At 58.3% G+C, this 18,189-nt stretch carries 13 protein-coding genes; 11 read left to right on the top strand and 2 right to left on the bottom strand.

Going from position 1 to position 18,189, the window contains the following annotated elements; translation table 11 throughout:
* Positions 1 to 18: 18 nt before the first annotated feature.
* The 5 genes from LRS06_RS10040 to rnr all read left to right on the top strand — a co-directional run bounded on the left by LRS06_RS10040 (position 19) and on the right by rnr (position 12,181).
* The gene (locus LRS06_RS10040) at positions 19 to 2,448 is read left to right on the top strand and encodes an RND family transporter (RefSeq protein WP_257871365.1); all 2,430 of its coding nucleotides are present in this window, start codon (positions 19 to 21) and stop codon (positions 2,446 to 2,448) included.
* 153 nt (positions 2,449 to 2,601) lie between these two features.
* Positions 2,602 to 6,069 carry an isoleucine--tRNA ligase gene (gene ileS / locus LRS06_RS10035; RefSeq protein WP_257871364.1) on the top strand — a complete coding sequence of 1,156 codons (3,468 nt, stop codon included), beginning with the start codon at positions 2,602 to 2,604 and terminating at the stop codon, positions 6,067 to 6,069.
* Positions 6,070 to 6,332: 263 nt separating this feature from the next.
* Positions 6,333 to 6,989, top strand: a complete 657-nt coding sequence (locus tag LRS06_RS10030; RefSeq protein ID WP_257871363.1) for a lipoprotein signal peptidase — start codon at positions 6,333 to 6,335, stop codon at positions 6,987 to 6,989.
* Between the two features lie 187 nt (positions 6,990 to 7,176).
* Positions 7,177 to 9,180 carry an ABC transporter ATP-binding protein gene (locus LRS06_RS10025; protein WP_257871362.1) on the top strand — a complete coding sequence of 668 codons (2,004 nt, stop codon included), beginning with the start codon at positions 7,177 to 7,179 and terminating at the stop codon, positions 9,178 to 9,180.
* Between the two features lie 487 nt (positions 9,181 to 9,667).
* A complete protein-coding gene (gene rnr, locus LRS06_RS10020; protein WP_257871361.1) occupies positions 9,668 to 12,181 on the top strand; it encodes a ribonuclease R in 2,514 nt (837 codons plus the stop codon).
* 163 nt (positions 12,182 to 12,344) lie between these two features.
* On the opposite strand, the gene LRS06_RS10015 is transcribed toward rnr, so the two are convergent.
* Positions 12,345 to 12,836, bottom strand: coding sequence for an energy transducer TonB (locus LRS06_RS10015; protein ID WP_257871360.1), 492 nt, complete (start codon positions 12,834 to 12,836; stop codon positions 12,345 to 12,347).
* A 139-nt stretch (positions 12,837 to 12,975) separates the two neighbouring features.
* On the opposite strand from LRS06_RS10015, the gene LRS06_RS10010 reads away from it, so the two are divergent.
* The 3 genes from LRS06_RS10010 (at position 12,976) to LRS06_RS10000 (ending at position 15,029) form a co-directional block, all read left to right on the top strand.
* Positions 12,976 to 13,947, top strand: a complete 972-nt coding sequence (locus LRS06_RS10010; RefSeq protein ID WP_257871359.1) for a polyprenyl synthetase family protein — start codon at positions 12,976 to 12,978, stop codon at positions 13,945 to 13,947.
* Between the two features lie 42 nt (positions 13,948 to 13,989).
* Positions 13,990 to 14,643 (top strand): rhomboid family intramembrane serine protease, encoded by a 654-nt coding sequence (locus tag LRS06_RS10005; protein WP_257871358.1) that lies wholly within the window; start codon positions 13,990 to 13,992, stop codon positions 14,641 to 14,643.
* 95 nt (positions 14,644 to 14,738) lie between these two features.
* Entirely contained in the window at positions 14,739 to 15,029 is a 291-nt protein-coding gene (locus LRS06_RS10000; protein ID WP_257871357.1) for a PLDc N-terminal domain-containing protein, read from the top strand.
* A 79-nt stretch (positions 15,030 to 15,108) separates the two neighbouring features.
* Here LRS06_RS10000 and LRS06_RS09995 read toward each other — a convergent pair whose 3' ends face one another.
* On the bottom strand, positions 15,109 to 15,732 hold the full coding sequence (locus tag LRS06_RS09995) for a DUF2939 domain-containing protein (RefSeq protein WP_257871356.1): 624 nt from the start codon (positions 15,730 to 15,732) through the stop codon (positions 15,109 to 15,111).
* Between the two features lie 99 nt (positions 15,733 to 15,831).
* On the opposite strand from LRS06_RS09995, the gene LRS06_RS09990 reads away from it, so the two are divergent.
* The 3 genes from LRS06_RS09990 (at position 15,832) to LRS06_RS09980 (ending at position 18,156) form a co-directional block, all read left to right on the top strand.
* Complete coding sequence (locus LRS06_RS09990; protein WP_257871355.1) at positions 15,832 to 16,665, top strand: glycerophosphodiester phosphodiesterase family protein; 834 nt, start codon at positions 15,832 to 15,834, stop codon at positions 16,663 to 16,665.
* Positions 16,666 to 17,008: 343 nt separating this feature from the next.
* Positions 17,009 to 17,407, top strand: coding sequence for a helix-turn-helix domain-containing protein (locus tag LRS06_RS09985; protein ID WP_257871354.1), 399 nt, complete (start codon positions 17,009 to 17,011; stop codon positions 17,405 to 17,407).
* Between the two features lie 176 nt (positions 17,408 to 17,583).
* Positions 17,584 to 18,156: an acyl-CoA thioesterase gene (locus LRS06_RS09980; protein ID WP_257871353.1), complete on the top strand. Its 573-nt coding sequence runs from the start codon at positions 17,584 to 17,586 to the stop codon at positions 18,154 to 18,156.
* Positions 18,157 to 18,189 lie beyond the last annotated feature (33 nt).

Below are 18,189 nucleotides of genomic sequence, written 5' to 3'. Positions count from 1 at the left end.
GCTGCATTTGCGTAGTCTATGTGGAGAAACCTTGCCCTGTTCGTTATCAAGAACCGCCGCCTGCTGGTAGGGCTGCTGGCTGTCATTACGGTGTTTATGGCCTGGCAAGCCCGCAAAATCGAAATGACCTACGATTTTGCCCAGGTGGTGTCGCCCGACGACCCGGACATGGTGTACTTCCAGCAGTTCAAGCGGCAGTTCGGCGAAGATGGCAACGTGCTGGTGCTGGGCATGCAGGACAGCTCGGTGTACCGGCTCGGTAACTTCAACGAGCTGCGCCTGCTCACGGATACGCTCAGCAAGGTGCAGGGCGTGAACGGGGTGCTGGGCGTGACGCGCCTGCCTCGTCTGGAAAAGGACACTGCTACCCAGACGTTCCGGGCCGTGCCTATTTTCCGGCGCTTTCCCCGGACGCAGCCCGAGCTGGACTCCCTGATGCAGGTGGTAAATGCCCAGGAGTTCTACAAAGGCCAGCTGATTTCGCCCGCCACCGGGGCCACGCTCCTGGCCCTCACCATGGACCCCAAGTACCTGAACTCCTCGCGCCGCGAAGCCGTGATGCAGGAAATTCTGGCCCACGCCGAGCGGTTTCAGAAGAAAACGGGCATCAAGATGCACTACGCGGGCCTGCCTTACGTGCGGGCCACCATGACCACCAAAGTGGCCTCGGAAATGAAGCTGTTCGTGGGTCTCACCATCGTGATGATGGCCCTCACCCTGCTCATGTTCTTCCGCACATGGTCGGCGGTGGTGTTTCCACTGCTGATTGTGCTGATTGTGGTGGCGTGGTGCATTGGCTCGATGGTGCTGATGGGCTACAAAATCAACCTGCTCACGGGCCTGATTCCGAGTATTATCATCGTTATCGGCATTCCCAACTGCACCTACCTGCTTTCCCGCTACCACTACGACTACCGCAAATCCGGCAACCAGGTGCTGGCCATGACGCGGGTGGTGCGCAAAATCGGGCTGGTTACGCTCATGAACAACACGACCACGGCCATCGGCTTCGTGGTGTTCTGCTTTACCAACATTGCCATTCTGTTTCAGTTTGGCGCGGTAGCTACCCTCAACATCTTCGTGGCCTTTGCGGTGTCGTTTATTCTGATGCCGATTGTGTTTACCATCCTGCCCCCGCCCACGCCCAAGCAGCTGGAGCACCTGGAAGCCAAGCCGCTGATGAAGCTGCTGGAGTTCTTCGACTACCTGGTGCTGGAGCGTCGCCGCACGGTGTACCTGGCCGCCGTGGTCTTCGCGGCGCTGGCCGCCGTGGGCGTTACCAAGGTGAAATCGGTGTCGTACATGGTGGATGATCTGCCCAAGGATTCGTCGGTGAACTCCGACCTGAAGTTCTTCGAGCAGCACTTCAACGGCGTGATGCCCCTGGAGCTGGTGGTGGACACGGGCAAGCCCAAAGGCCTGCTCAAGCTCAAAAATCTGGAGCGCATCGACCGCCTGGAAAACTACCTGCGCACCCAGCCGGTGCTTACTTCGCCCGTCAGCGTGGTGACGTTTCTGAAGGCATCTACCCAGGCGTTCTATAACGGCGACCCGCAGTACTACCGCCTGCCCGACAACGACGAGAAAAACTACGTGTTCAGCTACCTGGCCCGCTCTCAGTCCACCAAAGGCAGTGAGGGCCAGTTGACCAGCAAGCTGCTGCGCTCCTTCACCGACAGCACCATGCAGAAGGCGCGCATCTCCCTGAAAATTGCCGATATCGGTTCAAACAACCTCGATACGCTGGTCAACAACCGCATCCGCCCCGAAATCGATAAGATCTTTAAGGGTACGGGCATGGATGTGAAGCTGACGGGAACCACCATACTGTTCACCAAAGGCAACGAATTCCTGATTGGCACGCTGAAATCGAGTTTGCTGCACGCGTTTCTGCTGGTGGGCGCCGTGGTGCTGATTTTGTTCCGCAGCGTCCGGGCGGTGTTCTTCACGCTGCTGCCCAATTTCTTTACGCTGCTGCTCACAGGCGGCCTGATGGGCTATTTCGGCATCCCGCTCAAGCCCAGCACGGCCCTCATTTTCAGCATTGCCCTGGGTATCGATGGCGACAACTCCATCCACCTGCTGGCCAAGTTCCGCCAGGAAATGGCCATAAACGGGCGCCGCGTGAAAGCCGCCATTACCACCACGCTTTCGGAGGCGGGCACCAGCATGATTTACACCAGCATTGTGCTGTTTCTGGGCTTTTCGGTGTTTGCCTTCTCCGAGTTTGGCGGCACCAAGGCCTTGGGTTTGCTCATGTCGGCCAGCCTGCTCATTACCAACTTCTCCAACCTGATTCTGCTGCCCTGCCTGCTCGTTACCTTCGAGCACGGCGCCGATGAGGAAACCATCGACCAGTCGAACATCCGCCACTACGACGACAATTACCACGAGGAAGACGACGACCTGGAACTGAACCTGGGTCGGATGCAAAAAGGAGCAGTGTAGGGACTCAGGGACTTGGGGACTTAGGGACTTGGAGTTGTTTTACCAGCACGTGCGTGTTGCATAAAAGCCCCTAATTCCTGATTCTCCAAGCCTGCTACTCTTTGCTTCAGAAAACCAAGTCCCTAAGTCCCTAAGTCCCCAAGTCCCTAAAAAATGAACTACCCCGAATACAAGCAGCCGCTCAACTACGGCCAGGTTGGCACCGATATCCTGGCGTGGTGGAAGCAGAACGGCATCTTTGAGAAAAGCGTGAGTTCCCGCGAAGGGCAGCCCACCTTCGTGTTTTATGAAGGCCCCCCGTCGGCCAACGGCGCGCCCGGCATCCACCACGTCATGGCCCGCACGGTGAAGGACATCTTCTGCCGCTACCAGACGTTGCTGGGCAAGCAGGTGAGCCGGAAAGGCGGCTGGGATACCCACGGCCTGCCCATCGAGCTGCAGGTGGAAAAGGAGCTGGGTATCACCAAGGAGGACATCGGCAAGAAAATCAGCATCGAGGAGTACAACCAGCGCTGCCGGGAAACGGTCATGCGCTTCAAGGCCCAGTGGGACGACCTCACCGAGAAAATGGGCTATTGGGTGGACCTCGACGACCCCTATATCACCTTCGAGCCCGAGTACATCGAAAGCTGCTGGGCCCTGCTCAAAAAGCTCTATGACAAGGGCCTGCTCTACAAAGGCTACACCATCCAGCCTTACTCGCCGGCAGCCGGAACCGGCCTATCCTCGCACGAACTCAACCAGCCCGGCACCTACCGCGACGTGAAGGACACGACCATCGTGGCCCAGTTCAAGGTGAAGCAGGATGAGAAGTCGGAAAAACTGTTTAATGGCCCAGCTTGGGAGGTTGAGAATACCGATATTTTCATCCTAGCTTGGACTACGACGCCTTGGACACTACCAGCTAACACTGGCTTGGCGGTAGGTAAGAATATTCCATATGTGCTCGTTCGCACTATCAACCCTTACACTAAGCAATACATCCGGGTTGTTTTAGCGAAAGCGAGGCTAAAGAGCTACTTCTCTGAATTCACTGAAAATGGCAAGCCTATTCTGCCAACGTACTCAGATTGGGGAAGCTTAGAAAGGCAGATTCCGTGGGAAATCGAAGCTGAATTCACCGGCTCCGACCTCGTTGGCATCAGCTACGAGCGGCTGTTTGGCCACGACAAGGGCTTTCCGGCCTTTGAAGGGGAGGAGCGCGCTTTCCGCGTTATCAGCGGCGACTTCGTGACCACCGAAGACGGTACCGGCATCGTGCACATTTCGCCCACATTTGGCGCCGATGACTTTCGCGTGGCCCAGCAGAATGACATTCCCGCGCTGCTGGTAACCGACGACCAGGGCAAAATCGGCCCCGTGGTGGACCGCACCGGCCGCTACGTGGCCCAGATGGGCGAATTCGGTGGCCGCTGGGTGAAAAACTACGACGGCCACGACCAGAGCGGGGCCGACTACAAAACCCTCGACGAAAGCATTGCCATCCGCATGAAAGGCGACGGCACGGCCTTCAAAGTGGAGAAGTACGAGCACACCTACCCCCACTGCTGGCGCACCGACAAGCCCGTGCTTTACTATCCGCTCGACTCCTGGTTTATCAAAACCACGGCGGTGAAGGACCGGCTTATCGAGCTCAACAAAACCATCAACTGGAAGCCCGACAGCACCGGCACCGGCCGCTTCGGCAACTGGCTGGAAAACCTGGTCGACTGGAACCTGAGCCGTTCGCGCTACTGGGGTACTCCCCTGCCCATCTGGCGCAGCCAGGACGGCTCCGAGGAAATCTGCATCGGCTCCATCGAGCAGCTCAGCGCCGAAATCGACAAGGCTGTAGCCGCCGAAATCATGACCCACAACCCCTACCGCAAGGTGAATGGCAGCTGGGTTATGGCTGACGGCAGCGCAGATGAGTCGACCAAAAAAATCGACCTGCACCGCCCTTACGTGGATGATATTTTCCTGGTGAGCCCCACCGGCCAGGCCATGTACCGCGAAACCGACCTCATCGACGTGTGGTTCGACAGCGGTGCCATGCCCTATGCCCAGTGGCACTACCCGCTGGAAAACGGCGAGAAGTTCAAACAGAATTTCCCCGCCGACTTCATTGCCGAAGGCGTGGACCAGACCCGCGGCTGGTTCTTCACCTTGCACGCCCTGGGCGTGATGCTGGAGGATTCGGTGGCCTTCAAAAACGTCATGGCCAACGGCCTGGTGCTGGACAAAAATGGCAACAAGATGAGCAAGCGCCTCGGCAACGCCGTGGATCCGTTTGCCACCATCAGCCAGTACGGCCCCGACGCCACGCGCTGGTACATGATTGCCAACGCCCAGCCCTGGGACAACCTCAAGTTTGACCTGGCCGGCATTACGGAAGTACAGCGCCGCTTCTTCGGCACGCTCTTCAACACCTACTCGTTCTACTCGCTCTACGCCAACCTCGACGGCTTCCAGGCCACCGAAACCGGCCGCGTACCCCACGCCGAGCTGAGTGAGCTGGACCGCTGGATCTTGTCGAAGCTTCAGTCCCTCATCCTCGAAGTGCGGGGCTACTACGACGGCTACGACCCCACCAAGGCCGCCCGCGCCATCCAAGATTTCGTGACCGATCAGCTTTCCAACTGGCACGTGCGCCTCTCGCGCCGCCGCTTCTGGAAGGGCGAACTGACCCAGGACAAGCGCGCTGCCTACGAAACGCTGCAGGAATGCCTCGTGACCGTGGCCCAGCTCATGGCTCCCATTGCGCCCTTCTTCGCCGAATGGCTCTACAAAAACATGACCGACGGCCTGCGCCAGGAAGGCAATGCCCAGCAGTGGACCGCCGAATCAGTGCACCTGACGTTGCTCGTGCAGGCCGACGAAGCCCGTATCGACAAGGCTCTGGAAGAGCGGATGGAACTGGCCCAGCGCATTTCTTCGCTCACGCACTCCCTGCGCAAGAAGTCGGTGCTGAAGGTGCGCCAGCCCCTGCAGCGCATTCTGGTGCCCGTTTTGAACGACACGACGCGGGAGCAGGTAGGCAAGGTCGAGGATTTGATCTGCGCCGAGGTGAACGTGAAGCATGTGGAGTTCCTCGACGATACCAGCGGTGTGCTGGTGAAGTCGGTGAAGCCCAACTTTAAGCGTCTGGGCCAGCAATACGGACCCAAGCTGAAGGTAGTAGGAGCCAGGATTCAGCAGATGACGGCCGAGGAAATCAGCACGCTCGAGAAGACCGGTCAGCTGGCCGTGGAAATCGAGGGTGAAACCTATACCCTGGCCCCTGACGACGTGGAAATCCGCACCGACGACCTGCCCGGCTGGCTCGTGGCCACCGACGGCCCGCTCACCGTGGCCCTCGACGTGACCCTGACCGAGGAGCTGCGCCAGGAAGGCGTAGCCCGCGAGCTGGTAAATCGTCTGCAGAACCTGCGCAAGGACAGCGGCCTGGAAGTGCAGGACAAAATCCGGGTGACGCTGCAGCAGCAGCCTGAGCTGGAAGCCGCGGTGGGTTCTTTTGGCGACTATATCCGGGAGGAAATTCAGGCTCTGGCGCTGGATTTCGCACCCGAAATCAGCGGCGGCTCGGTGCTCGAATTCGACGACTATTCGGTGGCCGTGCAGCTGCACGTGGCAACTGCCTGATACTAAGGTGCCAACCGCCGATTCTGAAATGGTGGTTGGCACACCGGCGCACAAAGCGTTTCGGGCCTTCTCGGAATCGGCTTAAAACGGCACAAAACACCCTTACAACCATATACCAACGGTGCGCAAGCCGGCCGATGCGCTCGGGCGGCGAAGTCCAAAAATCTTCGTCACTTTGTGCTGCGAGAGGGGTGAGGGACCCGTGCTGACACCATGTCAGGGCAGCGTCTCACTTCTCACGGCTAACCGCTCACTTCACAGAAATGAAATACTGGAAATATTACCTCGTGGCGCTGCTGGTCATCGTCATTGATCAGCTGTCGAAGTGGGCCGTGCACCGCTACATGCCCCTGGGTGTGGCCGGCGAAATTCCCGTGCTCGGCGACTGGTTTAAGCTGCACTACACCCTCAACCCGGGCATGGCCTTCGGGGTAGAATTACCGCCGCCCTACGGCAAAGTGCTGCTTACCAGCTTCCGGTTGGTGGCCGTGACGGGCATTGCCTACTACATCTACCGCCTCTGGAAGCAGCGGGCGCCGCAGGGTCTGCTGGTATGCGTGGCTATGATTCTGGGCGGCGCCCTAGGCAACGTCATCGACTCTATTTTCTACGGTATTCTCTACAACAATGCCCCTTTCAACGCGCCCACGCCCTGGTTTCACGGGCAGGTGATTGACATGCTGTACGTGGACATCTACGAAGGCTTTCTGCCCGCTTCCTGGCCTTTGGTAGGCGGTTCCCACGTGTCGCTCTGGCCGATCTTCAATATTGCCGACTCGGCTATCTTCGTGGGCGTAGCGCTGATTCTGCTGTTCCAGAGCCGTTTCTTCGTCCACCCCGACAACGTCCATCCCCTGGCTGCCGACGACGTAGCCGCCGCCCAGGCCCGCCGCGACGCCGAAGCCTCAAAAGTAAGGTAGATTCGTTTCGAGATTCATCAAAAGGCCCGCCGGAGTTATCCAGCGGGCCTTTTTGTATTTCTACGGCTGGCAATCGGTACTGCCTCTGCGCCCTCTGCGGAAGCTTCCGCGGCCTCTGCGGGCTAAACTTCCCATCATCATCCCAGGAAGCGCTCCGTATCTTTACCCATCTGCCCGTTTCCGCGCTATGTCTCAGCCCCTGCTTTCTGTCCGCACCCTCACCATCGACTTTCAGAGCCACCGCGGCAACACGCGGGCTGTGGCGGACATTTCCTTTGATCTGAACCGGGGCGAAACGCTGGCCATTGTAGGAGAATCGGGCTCGGGCAAGTCCGTGACGTCGCTGGCGCTGATGGGGCTGATTCCGCTGCCGCCCGGCCAGATTGTGAGCGGGGAGGCTTTGTTCCAAAGTGAGGCACTGGGCGAGGTGGACCTGCTAAAGCTGTCGGAAGAGCAGCTCCGCAAAGTGCGCGGCAACGATATCGGCATGATCTTTCAGGAGCCGATGACCTCCCTGAACCCGGTGTACACCTGCGGGCACCAGGTGGTGGAGGCCTTGCGCCTGCACACCCTGCTCACGGAAAAGGAGGCCAAAGCTCGCACCGTGGAGCTGTTCACGATGGCCCAGCTGCCGCGCCCCGAGAAAATCTTTACCAGCTACCCCCACGAAATCAGCGGTGGCCAGAAGCAGCGCGTGATGATTGCTATGGCTATGGCCTGCAAACCCGCCATCCTCATTGCCGACGAGCCCACCACCGCCCTCGACGTGACGGTGCAGGCCCGCATGCTCCGCCTTATCGACGATCTGCGCCGCCAGCACCACACCGCCGTCATCTTCATCACCCACGACCTGGGCGTGGTAGCTGAAATAGCCGACCGCATCCTCGTCATGTACCGGGGGCGCGTGGTGGAGCAGGGGCCCGTGCTCGACATCTTCACCAACCCGCAGCACCCGTACACCAAAGGCCTGCTGGCTTGCCGCCCAAAACTTTCCGTGGGCCGCAAAAAACTTCCCGTAGTAGCCGATTTCATGCAGGAAACGGCCGATGGTAGCTTCATCAGTACCGAAACCACGGTGGTGCAAGTAACTGAGGGCTACCTGGCTGATAAGTCAGCTATAGCCTCTCAAAACGGACCTGATACTACCAAAACGTTCCCCGTGGAACATTCTGTTTCACGCCCTGAAGTCCCAAATTTTGGCCTGGAAACGGCCCCCACGCTGGAGTCGGGCCAGTTGTTGCCACTACAGAACGGTCCAGTTGTCGGGTTAGAAACCCCGGTGTCAGCCAATGCTGCTGAAATAACCTCTGGTGCTAGTTTCAGCAAGGTATCGACCAACCAAGCCCCTCAGTTCCCAAGTGCCCAAGTCCCCCTGTTAAGCATCCAAAACCTCAACGTTCATTTCCCCATTCGCAAAGGCTTCTTCAACCGCAAGCCGGAGTTTGTGCGGGCCGTGGATGGGGTGAGCTTTGATATTTATCCGGGCGAAACGGTGGGGCTGGTGGGGGAGTCGGGTTGCGGCAAGACCACCCTGGGCCGCGCCATTCTGCGACTGGTGGAGCCTACTTCCGGTAGCATTCTGTTTGAAGGAACGAACCTGGCTAAGCTGCCGGCCGAGCAGCTGCGCCGCCGCCGTCGGGAGTTTCAGATGGTGTTTCAGGACCCGTATGCCGCCCTAAATCCCATGATGACCGTGGGCGAGGCCATTCTGGAGCCCATGCGTGTGCACGGCGTGGGTGGTAGCAAGCAGCAGCAGAAAGCCCGGGTGCTGGAGCTGCTGCGCACCGTGGGCCTGAAGGAGGAGCACTACCTGCGCTACCCGCACGAGTTCAGCGGGGGGCAGCGCCAACGCATCTGCATTGCCCGCGCCCTGGCTTTGCAGCCCAAGTGCATCATCTGCGACGAGTCCGTGTCGGCCCTCGACGTATCGGTGCAGGCCCAGGTGCTCAACCTGCTCAACGACCTCAAGCGCGAATTCGGCATTACCTACCTGTTTATCACCCACGACCTGTCGGTGGCCCGCTTTATGAGCGACCGGTTGCTGGTGATGCGCCAGGGGCAGATTGTGGAAAGCGGGCCCGCTGCCGAGGTCTACGCCAACCCCCGGCACGAGTACACCCGCCAGCTGCTGGCCGCCATTCCCAAAGACACCCCCGCCGACATCCGGGCCGCTGTGGCTAGCCGGGCGTAGGAGGGAAGAGCAGGGGAGTCTAGTACGTCATTGCGAGCATGTAGCGCATCAAGCCAGGGACCGAGGAATCTGGCGTGCTGATGTTATCATGCTATCGTCATGCTGAGCGGAGTCGAAGCATCTCTACCTCTGGCTAACTCAATCTTGCAGCCGAAGCGGGAGAGATGCTTCGACTCCGCTCAGCATGACGTTCTATTAACTTCTTGAATAACCCACGAAAAGATGCGGCACTTTTCCGCTGACAAGCGCGTTGACACCTCATACTAAACGGCAGCCCACCTACCGCGCTTTGGCCGCCTTAACGCAACGGTAACCGGCTATTTTTTGATCGGCAATAGTTATTGCCCGCTATATTCCGTAGTATCCCTCCAAAGCCCGTAACACGGCTTGCAAATTTCACCCCGGAAAGCATCCAATTCGGCCGCTTTCTATTTTACTTAACCCTGCCGCCTACGAAAAAGACACCCACTGGCGGCCCGTTTTCTACATGAAAGAAAAAGACGAATCCGCCGCCCCCCGCGCCTCCCGCGCGAAGGCAGCCCGTGGCGACCAAGCCACTAACCCCATTTCCAAAGACCTCGTGTTTCGCGTGTTCCGCGACAACCCCGGCAAAGTTTTATCCTACCGTCAGCTTTCCCGCCGCCTGGGGGTTACCACCAAGGAGCAGCGCGAAGACGTGTTTGCGCACCTGAAGAGCCTGAAGAAATCCGGCCAGCTTACCCTGCTGCAAAACGACGATTACCGCCTGACTGACCCTGATGCCGCCGTGGTTGCTACGGAGCCCTCCAGCGGCCGCAAAACCCGCAAAAACGACCGGGAGCCATTTGCCGCCGTCAACCGCGGTGGCCGGCCCGCCGAGCTGGTAGGGCAAGACCCCGTAGTACACCGCCGCCGCGAAGCCGGCTTCGACTTCCCGGATGCTGATGCACCCACCACCCCGCGCCGCGCTGGCCGCTCCGAAGGGGGCGACACCATCACTGGCACCGTGGCCCTGGCTACGGACAAGTACGCCTTCATCATCTCGGAGGAAAGTGAGCAGGACGTGCGCGTGTTTACCGACCGGCTGAAGTTTGCCATGCACGGCGACACCGTGCGCCTGCGCCTGCGCGGCTCCCGCGACGGCCGCCCCGTGGGCGACGTAGTGGAAGTCCTCAACCGGGTGCGCCCCGAGATTGTGGGGCGGCTCTACCTGAAAGGCGGTATTGGCTTCGTGAAGCCCGACAACCGCAAGCTCTACTTCGACGTGTTCGTGCCCTTCGAGAACCTGCACGGCGCCAACCACGGCGAGAAGGTGCTGGTGCGCATCACCGAGTTTCCGGAGCATGATGCCGGCCGCCAGCCCGTGGGCGAGGTGGCCCGCAGCTTCGGGCAGGCCGGCGAGAACGAAGCCGAAATCAACGCTATCATGGCGGAGTTTGGGCTGCCGTTTGAGTTTCCGGCCGAGGTGGAAGAAGAGTCGGAAAGCATTCCGCTGGAAATACCCGCCGGTGAGCTGGAGCGCCGCCGCGACTTCCGCCACATTACCACCTTCACCATCGACCCCGTCGATGCCAAGGACTTCGACGATGCGCTGTCGATTCAGAAGCTCGAAAACGGGCACTGGGAAATCGGGGTGCACATTGCCGACGTGACGCATTATGTGCGCCCCGGCATGGCTCTGGAAAAGGAAGCCCGCTACCGCGCTACCTCCGTGTACCTGGTAGACCGCGTGATTCCGATGCTGCCGGAGCGCCTCAGCAACGGCCTTTGCTCTCTGCGGCCCAACGAGGACAAGCTTACCTTCTCGGCCGTGTTTGAGCTGGACGAGAACGGTAAGCTCTACAACTCCTGGTTTGGCAAAACCATCATTCACTCCGACCGCCGCTTCGCCTACGAAGATGCCCAGGAGCGCATCGAAGGGCTGGAGGCTGACTACACGGCCGAAATCCAGCTGATGAACAGCATGGCCAAGAAGCTCTGCGCCCAGCGCTTCAAGCAGGGCGCCATCAGCTTCGAAACCCAGGAAGTGAAGTTCAAGCTCGACGAGAACGGCAAGCCGCTGGGCGTGTACGTGAAGGAGCGCAAGGACGCGCACAAGATGATTGAGGAGTTCATGCTGCTGGCCAACCGCAAGGTGGCCGAGTTCGTGTTCAAGCTCAAGAACCGCAAGCCGCGCTACACCATGGTGTACCGCGTGCACGACGCCCCCGACGAGGAGCGCCTGCAGAACTTTGCCCTCTTCGCCCAGAAGTTCGGCCACCAGCTCGACCTCTCCAACCCCAAAAAGCTGAGCACCGAGCTCAACGATTTGAGCAGCGAAGTGGTGGGCCGGCCCGAGCAGAACGTTATTCAGACGCTGGCTATCCGGACCATGGCCAAGGCCACGTATACCACCGACCCGCGCGGGCACTTCGGCCTAGCCTTCGAGCACTACTCGCACTTTACCTCGCCCATCCGTCGTTACCCCGACATGATGGCGCACCGCCTGCTGGAGCATTACCTGGAAGGCGGCAAGAATGTGGAGGTGGAGCCCATTGAGGAAGAGTGCAAGCACTCCTCGGAGCGCGAGAAGCTGGCCGCCAATGCCGAGCGCGCCAGCATCAAGTACAAGCAGGTGGAGTTTCTGCAGGACCGCGTGGGCGAGCAGTTCACCGGCGTGGTATCGGGCCTTACCGACTGGGGTTTGTACGTGGAAATCGAGGAAAACAAGTGCGAGGGTATGGTGCGCATTGCCGACATCCCCGGCGACTTCTACGAGCTGGACAAGGACAACTACCGTCTCGTAGGCCAGCATACCAAGCGCATCATCCAGTTCGGCGACGAGCTGCAGGTGGTGGTGAAAGCCGCCAACCTGCTCGACCGCACCATCGACTTCGAGCTGGTGGACAACCGCCCCGATTCGGTAAAACGCCGCGAGCAGGAGGAGCGCCAGAGCCGCCGCGGCTACCGCCCCGAGCGCAGCAGCAAAGGCGGCCGGCCCGGCGGTGGCAAGTCCGGCGGAGGCGGCAACCGCCGTCGGTAAGAAAAGCCTTGTCATTGCGAGCAAAGCGAAGCAATCCGTTCTGGGCAATGTGCTAAAATTTCTGAAGCGAAAAGCCCTTTTCCGTTGCGTTCGGAAAAGGGCTTTTCACATCTTAGGGCGTAAGACATTGCTCAGGACAGGTGCCCTGAGTGCACTCGCCCACTTATTTGAAATGTACCGGAGTGGTTAGAATCATATCGACTGCCTTGTTGTGGCGAGTACCAGGCCTGAACTTGGGCAGACGGGTTATGATTTCCACGGCTGCCGCATCATAAGCCGGGTTCAGTCCCTGGCCTGGTAACACGCTGGCCCCAGTCACTACACCTGACGACGATACCGTAAACTGCACCATAACCTCTCCGCGTTGCTTGGGACCAGGTGGGCGCTTTAGGTTCTTTTTAATGTAGTTGAACATGGCTTCCTGACCACCTGGGAAAATAGGCATCACCTCCAGAATATAATAATCACCCGTGGTGAGCACCGTCGAATCGGAGGGCGCGGGAGCTGCTGGGGGAGCCGGAACGGGGGGCTTGCGGGGCAAGGGGACTACTGGCTTCGGCTTGCTAGCTTCCCAGCGGTTATAAGACTCCTGGGCATAGGTGGTCTGAGCCGTGAATAGCAGCAGGCTGATACTGAAGAGTAGTCTGGTAAGCATAGCAGTAGGACATTAAGTGAGCATAACGAGCAAACGGACGCGGTAGTGTCTGAACCTGTACAGAACCCAGCTGTGGCTTGGTTCCAACTGCTTCGCTTGCGCCGCCGTACCTTGCCTCTCCGAACCTCGACCTTTTTCCGTGGACCTGTCTTACTTCACCGATAAACTTTCTGCCGGCCTCGCCGACCTGCGCTACGGCGACCAGCCCACCAGCCTCTACGAGCCCATCCGCTACATCATGGGCCTGGGTGGCAAGCGCATCCGACCCCTGCTCACGCTACTTGGCGCCCACCTCTTCACCGATGACCTGGGGCCTATAGTAAAGCCCGCGCTGGCTACTGAGGTCTTCCACAACTTCACCTTGCTCCACGACGACCTGATGGACCAGGCGCCCCTGCGCCGGGGGCAGGCTACCGTGCACGAGAGCTGGAACCCCAACGTGGCCATTCTGAGCGGCGACGTGATGCTGGTGCGGGCCTATGAGCTGCTGTTCGACATCCAACCCGAGCTGCTGGCTCACGTGCTGCGCCGCTTCTCGCAAACGGCCGCCGAGGTGTGCGAAGGCCAGCAGTGGGACATGAACTTCGAAACGGAAAGCGAGGTTAGCATAGCGCAGTACCTCGACATGATTCGCCTAAAGACGGCCGTGCTGCTGGGCTTTGCCCTGGAGCTGGGCGCTTTGCTGGGCGGTGCTTCCCGCGAGGATGCTGACCACCTGCGCCAGTTCGGGGTAGGCATCGGCCTAGCCTTCCAGCTGCGCGACGACCTGCTCGACGTGTACGGCGACGCGGCCACTTTCGGCAAGCGCGTGGGCGGTGACATTGTAAGTGATAAGAAGACCTATCTGCTGCTCACAGCCCAGGCCCAGGCCAGCGAAGCCCAGCGCGCCGTACTGGCCCACCACATCGGTCAGCCCGTGCCGGATGCCGATGCCAAAGTGCAGGCCGTGCGGGCCGTGTACGATGAGCTCGAAATACGCCCGCAGACGGAGCAACTCATCAATGACTACTTCCTGGACGCCTTGCAGCACCTGGAGCGCGTGACGGCCCCCGAAATGCGTAAAAAACCACTGCACCAACTGGCCTTGCAGCTACTAGAGCGGGAAAGCTAACCTAGCTACCTGCTTTAAGCGTCTTCCCCTTTTCCTTCCCTTATGCCCTTCCTCAATCCCGCGCTGATTCTGATTGCGCTAACTGCCGGCATTTCCATGTACGCGTGGTCGAACCGGAATTTGCTCGAGAGCTGGGTGTTCAACCCATACCTGGTAGAGCGCCGGCAGCAGTGGTACCGCTTCCTTACCTCCGGCTTCCTGCACGCTGACTTCGTGCACTTGTTTTTCAATCTGTGGGCGTTCTACTCCTTCAGCCCAGTGGTGCAGCAGGAGTATGCGGCCCGCTACGGCCTGGTGGGCGGCACAATGTGCTTTCTGCTGCTGTACCTGGGCGCCATCATCGTGTCGGATATTCCCACCTATCTGCGACACCGTCACGATCCTACTTACACTAGTCTGGGAGCTTCGGGCGGCGTTTCGGCGGTGGTATTTGCCAGCGTGTTGTTTTACCCCGTGGCGCTGGGTGGGGGCGGTATCTACATCTTTCCGCTGCCGGTTCCCATTCAGCCCTTCGTGTTTGGCATCCTGTACCTGGCGTATTCCTACTACATGGCGCGCCGGCAGGGGGATAATATCAACCACGATGCTCACTTCTACGGCGCCTTGTACGGAGCCGTGCTTTCGCTGCTGCTGGCGCCTGCTGCTGCGGGTGAGTTCTGGGATAAAGTGCGTACTTATTTAAGTAATTTATTGTAAATCAATAGTTTGTATAAAAAATATTGCATAATCTATATCCATTCCGGGCAGTGAGGCGTACAGAAGGGCATTCATCACCTTTTCTCTCTACTCCCATGAACAAAATCATTGCTTCTACCAGCCGTTTGGCTGCCGCTGCGCCGCTTTTCGCGCTGATGCTCCTTGTTTCATCTTGTGCCCGTTTCAATGCCAACGGCGGCCTGGCCACCTGGGGCTGGGTTCTCCTTATCTTGGATGTTCTGGCTTTGCTCGACGTGTTCCGTCAGCCCTGGACAATTGGCAAAAAGATTCTGTGGGCTGCCATTATCTTCTTCTTCCCCTTAGCTGGCCTGATCATCTACTGGCTGTTTGCCGGTCGTGGTAAATCCAATACGGGCGTGATCTAGCGCAACGTCATCACACAACAAAAAGCCCCACACTCTCAGAGTGTGGGGCTTTTTGTTGATAATAGTATCAGCTTACTTCTTACTTCCGTTTCAGCAACTGGTTTTTCTCCAGCCGAGCTACGTGCTTCAATATTTCCCCGGTGTTGGTGATTTCAGTGGCCTGCCAATATTCGCCCTGGTTGCGCATTTTCACTTCTACCACTACCGTTGTGTCGTAGCGCGGCTGGGTGAACTCCAGTCCTACCAGCGCCTGCTCGCCTTCTTCGCGGCTGTACTTGATGCCTTTGAACTGGCTGTCGGGGCTCACCACTTTACCGGCCAGCCCCAGAATGGATACGTTCACCGCCCGCTTGGGGGCTGCAGCAGCTGCGGCTTCCAGGGAGCCGGTTTCGATGTACCGCTCTACCTCGCGGCGAGCCGCCTGCGTTAGCTGGGGCTTAAGAAGGCGCAGCGCGCCCTTCATGGCCAGGCCACCCGGATTGAGCACGCCCAGCGCCGCGCCCTGAGTTGCTACCTGGTCCACCAGGCTGCCCGTCACGCTTTCTACATCCACATAGCGCCCAAAGGCGGCGGCATCGTGGTCGTGCGCGGCTTTAGCCGCCTGCATCAGCGAGTACTCGGGAGTGCCCGACATATGACGATAATAGAGGTAGCCGCCCAGAAGCAGGGCCAGCACTACAACGGCTAGAATAATCTTTTTCATGCGCCCAAGGTACAAAGGGGAGCAGAATAGCCGGCATTCGTATACTCTACAAAATGCGCTCCTGGCCGGCTGGTCAGCGCACTAAGGTTCACGTTTTCCATGTCTGATTCCGCCTACTATCCCGTTATTCATGGTCACCGTGGCTGCCGCGGCCTGCGGCCCGAAAACACGCTTTCGGCTTTTCGGTATGCCGTGCAGCTGGGAGTTGAGGTAATAGAGCTGGACGTGGTGGTGTCGGCCGACAACCGCGTGGTAGTCTCGCACGAGCCCTGGATGTCGGCCACTATTTGCCGCACGCCGGCTGGCTTGCCCATCAGCCCCGCCGAGCAGTACGCGCACAACCTGTACGCGCTGCCCTACGCCGAAATCCGCCGGTACGACTGCGGGCTTACCCGGCACCCTGCCTTCTTGGAGCAGCAGCCCGAACCAGCCTATAAGCCCCTGCTTAGCGAAGTAGTGCACAATCTCGATAGCCTGGCCGGCGAGCTGGGCCGCGCTCCGGTACGCTACAGCATCGAGCTAAAAAGCGACCCGGCAGCCGATGGCCTTTTCCAGCCATTGCCGGGTCGATTCCTGGAGCTGGTGCTACAGGAGCTACGGGCGTCTCAGGTCCTGCCCCGCACCACGCTGCTCTGCTTCGACAAGCGCATCCTGCAGCTCGCGCACCGGCAGTTGCCCATGCTGCCGCTCTGCCTGCTGGTAGAAGATGTGCAGCCGTTCAGCCAGCACCTGGAGCAGCTGGGATTTACACCCGCCGTGTATGGTCCGCAGCATCATCTGGTCACGCCTGAGCTGGCTGCCGAGCTGGCTGGCCTGGCGGTGCAGCTGGTACCGTGGACGGTAAATGACCCCGGGGATTTCAAGCGTCTGCTGGCCCTGCGTCCCGCCGGCATCACTACCGACTATCCCAATCGGTTTCTGCCAGCCCGCTAGGCGCTGGTGGCAACTTACTCTGCCAGTTCGTTGATAGTTACACACCCACTTTTCCTAATAGAGGATTGATGGCGCAGTAGTGCATTCTAATCCGCTACACCGTTGTGGTGCGTTAATCAGACAGGCTTCAATTGTTACATTAACACTGTCATTGTAATATAATTTCTGACGTGTTACAAAATTTGTATACGTGTATCATTGTAACACTTCTCTGTAAAGTGTATTTATTACATTCGTATGTATCATTATAGCGTGTATCATTTCGGGTAATTGTATCTGGTTTTTGTTTACGCAAAACACTTTGCTCATATTTACACTCTACATTAATCTTACACCGCCGACCATGCCGCATCAGGGCGAAATACTGCAGGAAGCCATCAAGAACAGCGGAATTTCGATTACGCGTATCGTGGACGAGCTGGGTATTACACGTCCAACGATATATCGTAAATTCAAAGAAGAGACACTTGATTACAATTTCGTTAAACGTATCGGCGAAATAATATCTCATGACTTTTCGCATGACTTTACAACTTTGCAACAAACTGTATTGCCCTTTACAGTTACAGCGCCTGTTACACATATTGGTGTTGCATCAGAACGTGTAACACCAGTGCGTAATAGTGTATCAGCCCCGGCCGATATAGACGCAACCAAGCAGCTAATGGCCCTGCAGCACAAGTACATTGCTCTGCTTGAGGCTTACAATGAGCTTCTTCTGAAAGTGTATGGTCCTAAGTGAACAAAAGTGTTCCACGTGAAACATTTTTGTCCGTAGCCAGTAGCGAAAATCAGGTTGCAAACGAGGTCATAAAAGTTACACAGAAGACCAAAGACCGGAAACTGGTCGATAGCCAAGCCAGACGGCCGCTTAATTTTTTACATAGTACACCTGCTTTCATAAACAGAATACGCCCTATGCCACCTCTAGACTACCAGCCCGTATCCTACTCCCGCGTAACCCTGACGGAGCTCATGATACCGGCTTACGCGAACTTCGGCGGGAAAATCCACGGTGGTATTTTGCTTTCCCTGATGGACAAAGTAGCCTACGCTGCGGCCTCCAAACATGCCGGCGCGTACTGCGTGACGGTAAGCGTGGATGGAGTAAATTTCCTCCAGCCGGTGGAAGTAGGGGAGCTGGTTTCGTTGCTGGCTTCCGTCAACTACGTTGGTCGCACCTCCCTGCTGGTGGGCATCAAGGTCATTGCCGAGGACGTGCGAAAAGGCTCAGTGAAGCACACCAACACGAGCTATTTTACTATGGTGGCTAAGGATGACTTGGGACGGCCTACTCCCGTGCCGGGGCTACTGCTGGAAAGCCCGGAAGATACCCGCCGCTTCATGGAGGCTATTAAGCGGCGTGAGGTGAAGGAGCAGTTCCGGGAAGAGTTTGATAATGCCCGCACCCGGCTGGATGCCGAGCAGCACTTGCACCTGCTCGACAACGAGCGGTGTCGGTTGGGCTATGAGCCTGTGCCAGGCGAGTAGGGGAGGAGTTGGAAATGTTGTCGACTTATTCTG

The organism is Hymenobacter sp. J193 (genome assembly GCF_024700075.1).
GTDB lineage: Bacteria > Bacteroidota > Bacteroidia > Cytophagales > Hymenobacteraceae > Hymenobacter.
Note: the sequence above shows the minus strand (reverse complement) of the source record. Positions and strands in the feature narration are given on the sequence as shown.

Coding starts and splice junctions, on each gene's coding strand:
- LRS06_RS10040 (WP_257871365.1), top strand. CDS start 19: ATGTGGAGAAACCTTGCCCTGTTCGTTATCAAGAACCGCCGCCTGCTG.
- ileS (WP_257871364.1), top strand. CDS start 2,602: ATGAACTACCCCGAATACAAGCAGCCGCTCAACTACGGCCAGGTTGGC.
- LRS06_RS10030 (WP_257871363.1), top strand. CDS start 6,333: ATGAAATACTGGAAATATTACCTCGTGGCGCTGCTGGTCATCGTCATT.
- LRS06_RS10025 (WP_257871362.1), top strand. CDS start 7,177: ATGTCTCAGCCCCTGCTTTCTGTCCGCACCCTCACCATCGACTTTCAG.
- rnr (WP_257871361.1), top strand. CDS start 9,668: ATGAAAGAAAAAGACGAATCCGCCGCCCCCCGCGCCTCCCGCGCGAAG.
- LRS06_RS10015 (WP_257871360.1), bottom strand. CDS start 12,836: ATGCTTACCAGACTACTCTTCAGTATCAGCCTGCTGCTATTCACGGCT.
- LRS06_RS10005 (WP_257871358.1), top strand. CDS start 13,990: ATGCCCTTCCTCAATCCCGCGCTGATTCTGATTGCGCTAACTGCCGGC.
- LRS06_RS10000 (WP_257871357.1), top strand. CDS start 14,739: ATGAACAAAATCATTGCTTCTACCAGCCGTTTGGCTGCCGCTGCGCCG.
- LRS06_RS09995 (WP_257871356.1), bottom strand. CDS start 15,732: ATGAAAAAGATTATTCTAGCCGTTGTAGTGCTGGCCCTGCTTCTGGGC.
- LRS06_RS09990 (WP_257871355.1), top strand. CDS start 15,832: ATGTCTGATTCCGCCTACTATCCCGTTATTCATGGTCACCGTGGCTGC.
- LRS06_RS09985 (WP_257871354.1), top strand. CDS start 17,009: ATGCCGCATCAGGGCGAAATACTGCAGGAAGCCATCAAGAACAGCGGA.
- LRS06_RS09980 (WP_257871353.1), top strand. CDS start 17,584: ATGCCACCTCTAGACTACCAGCCCGTATCCTACTCCCGCGTAACCCTG.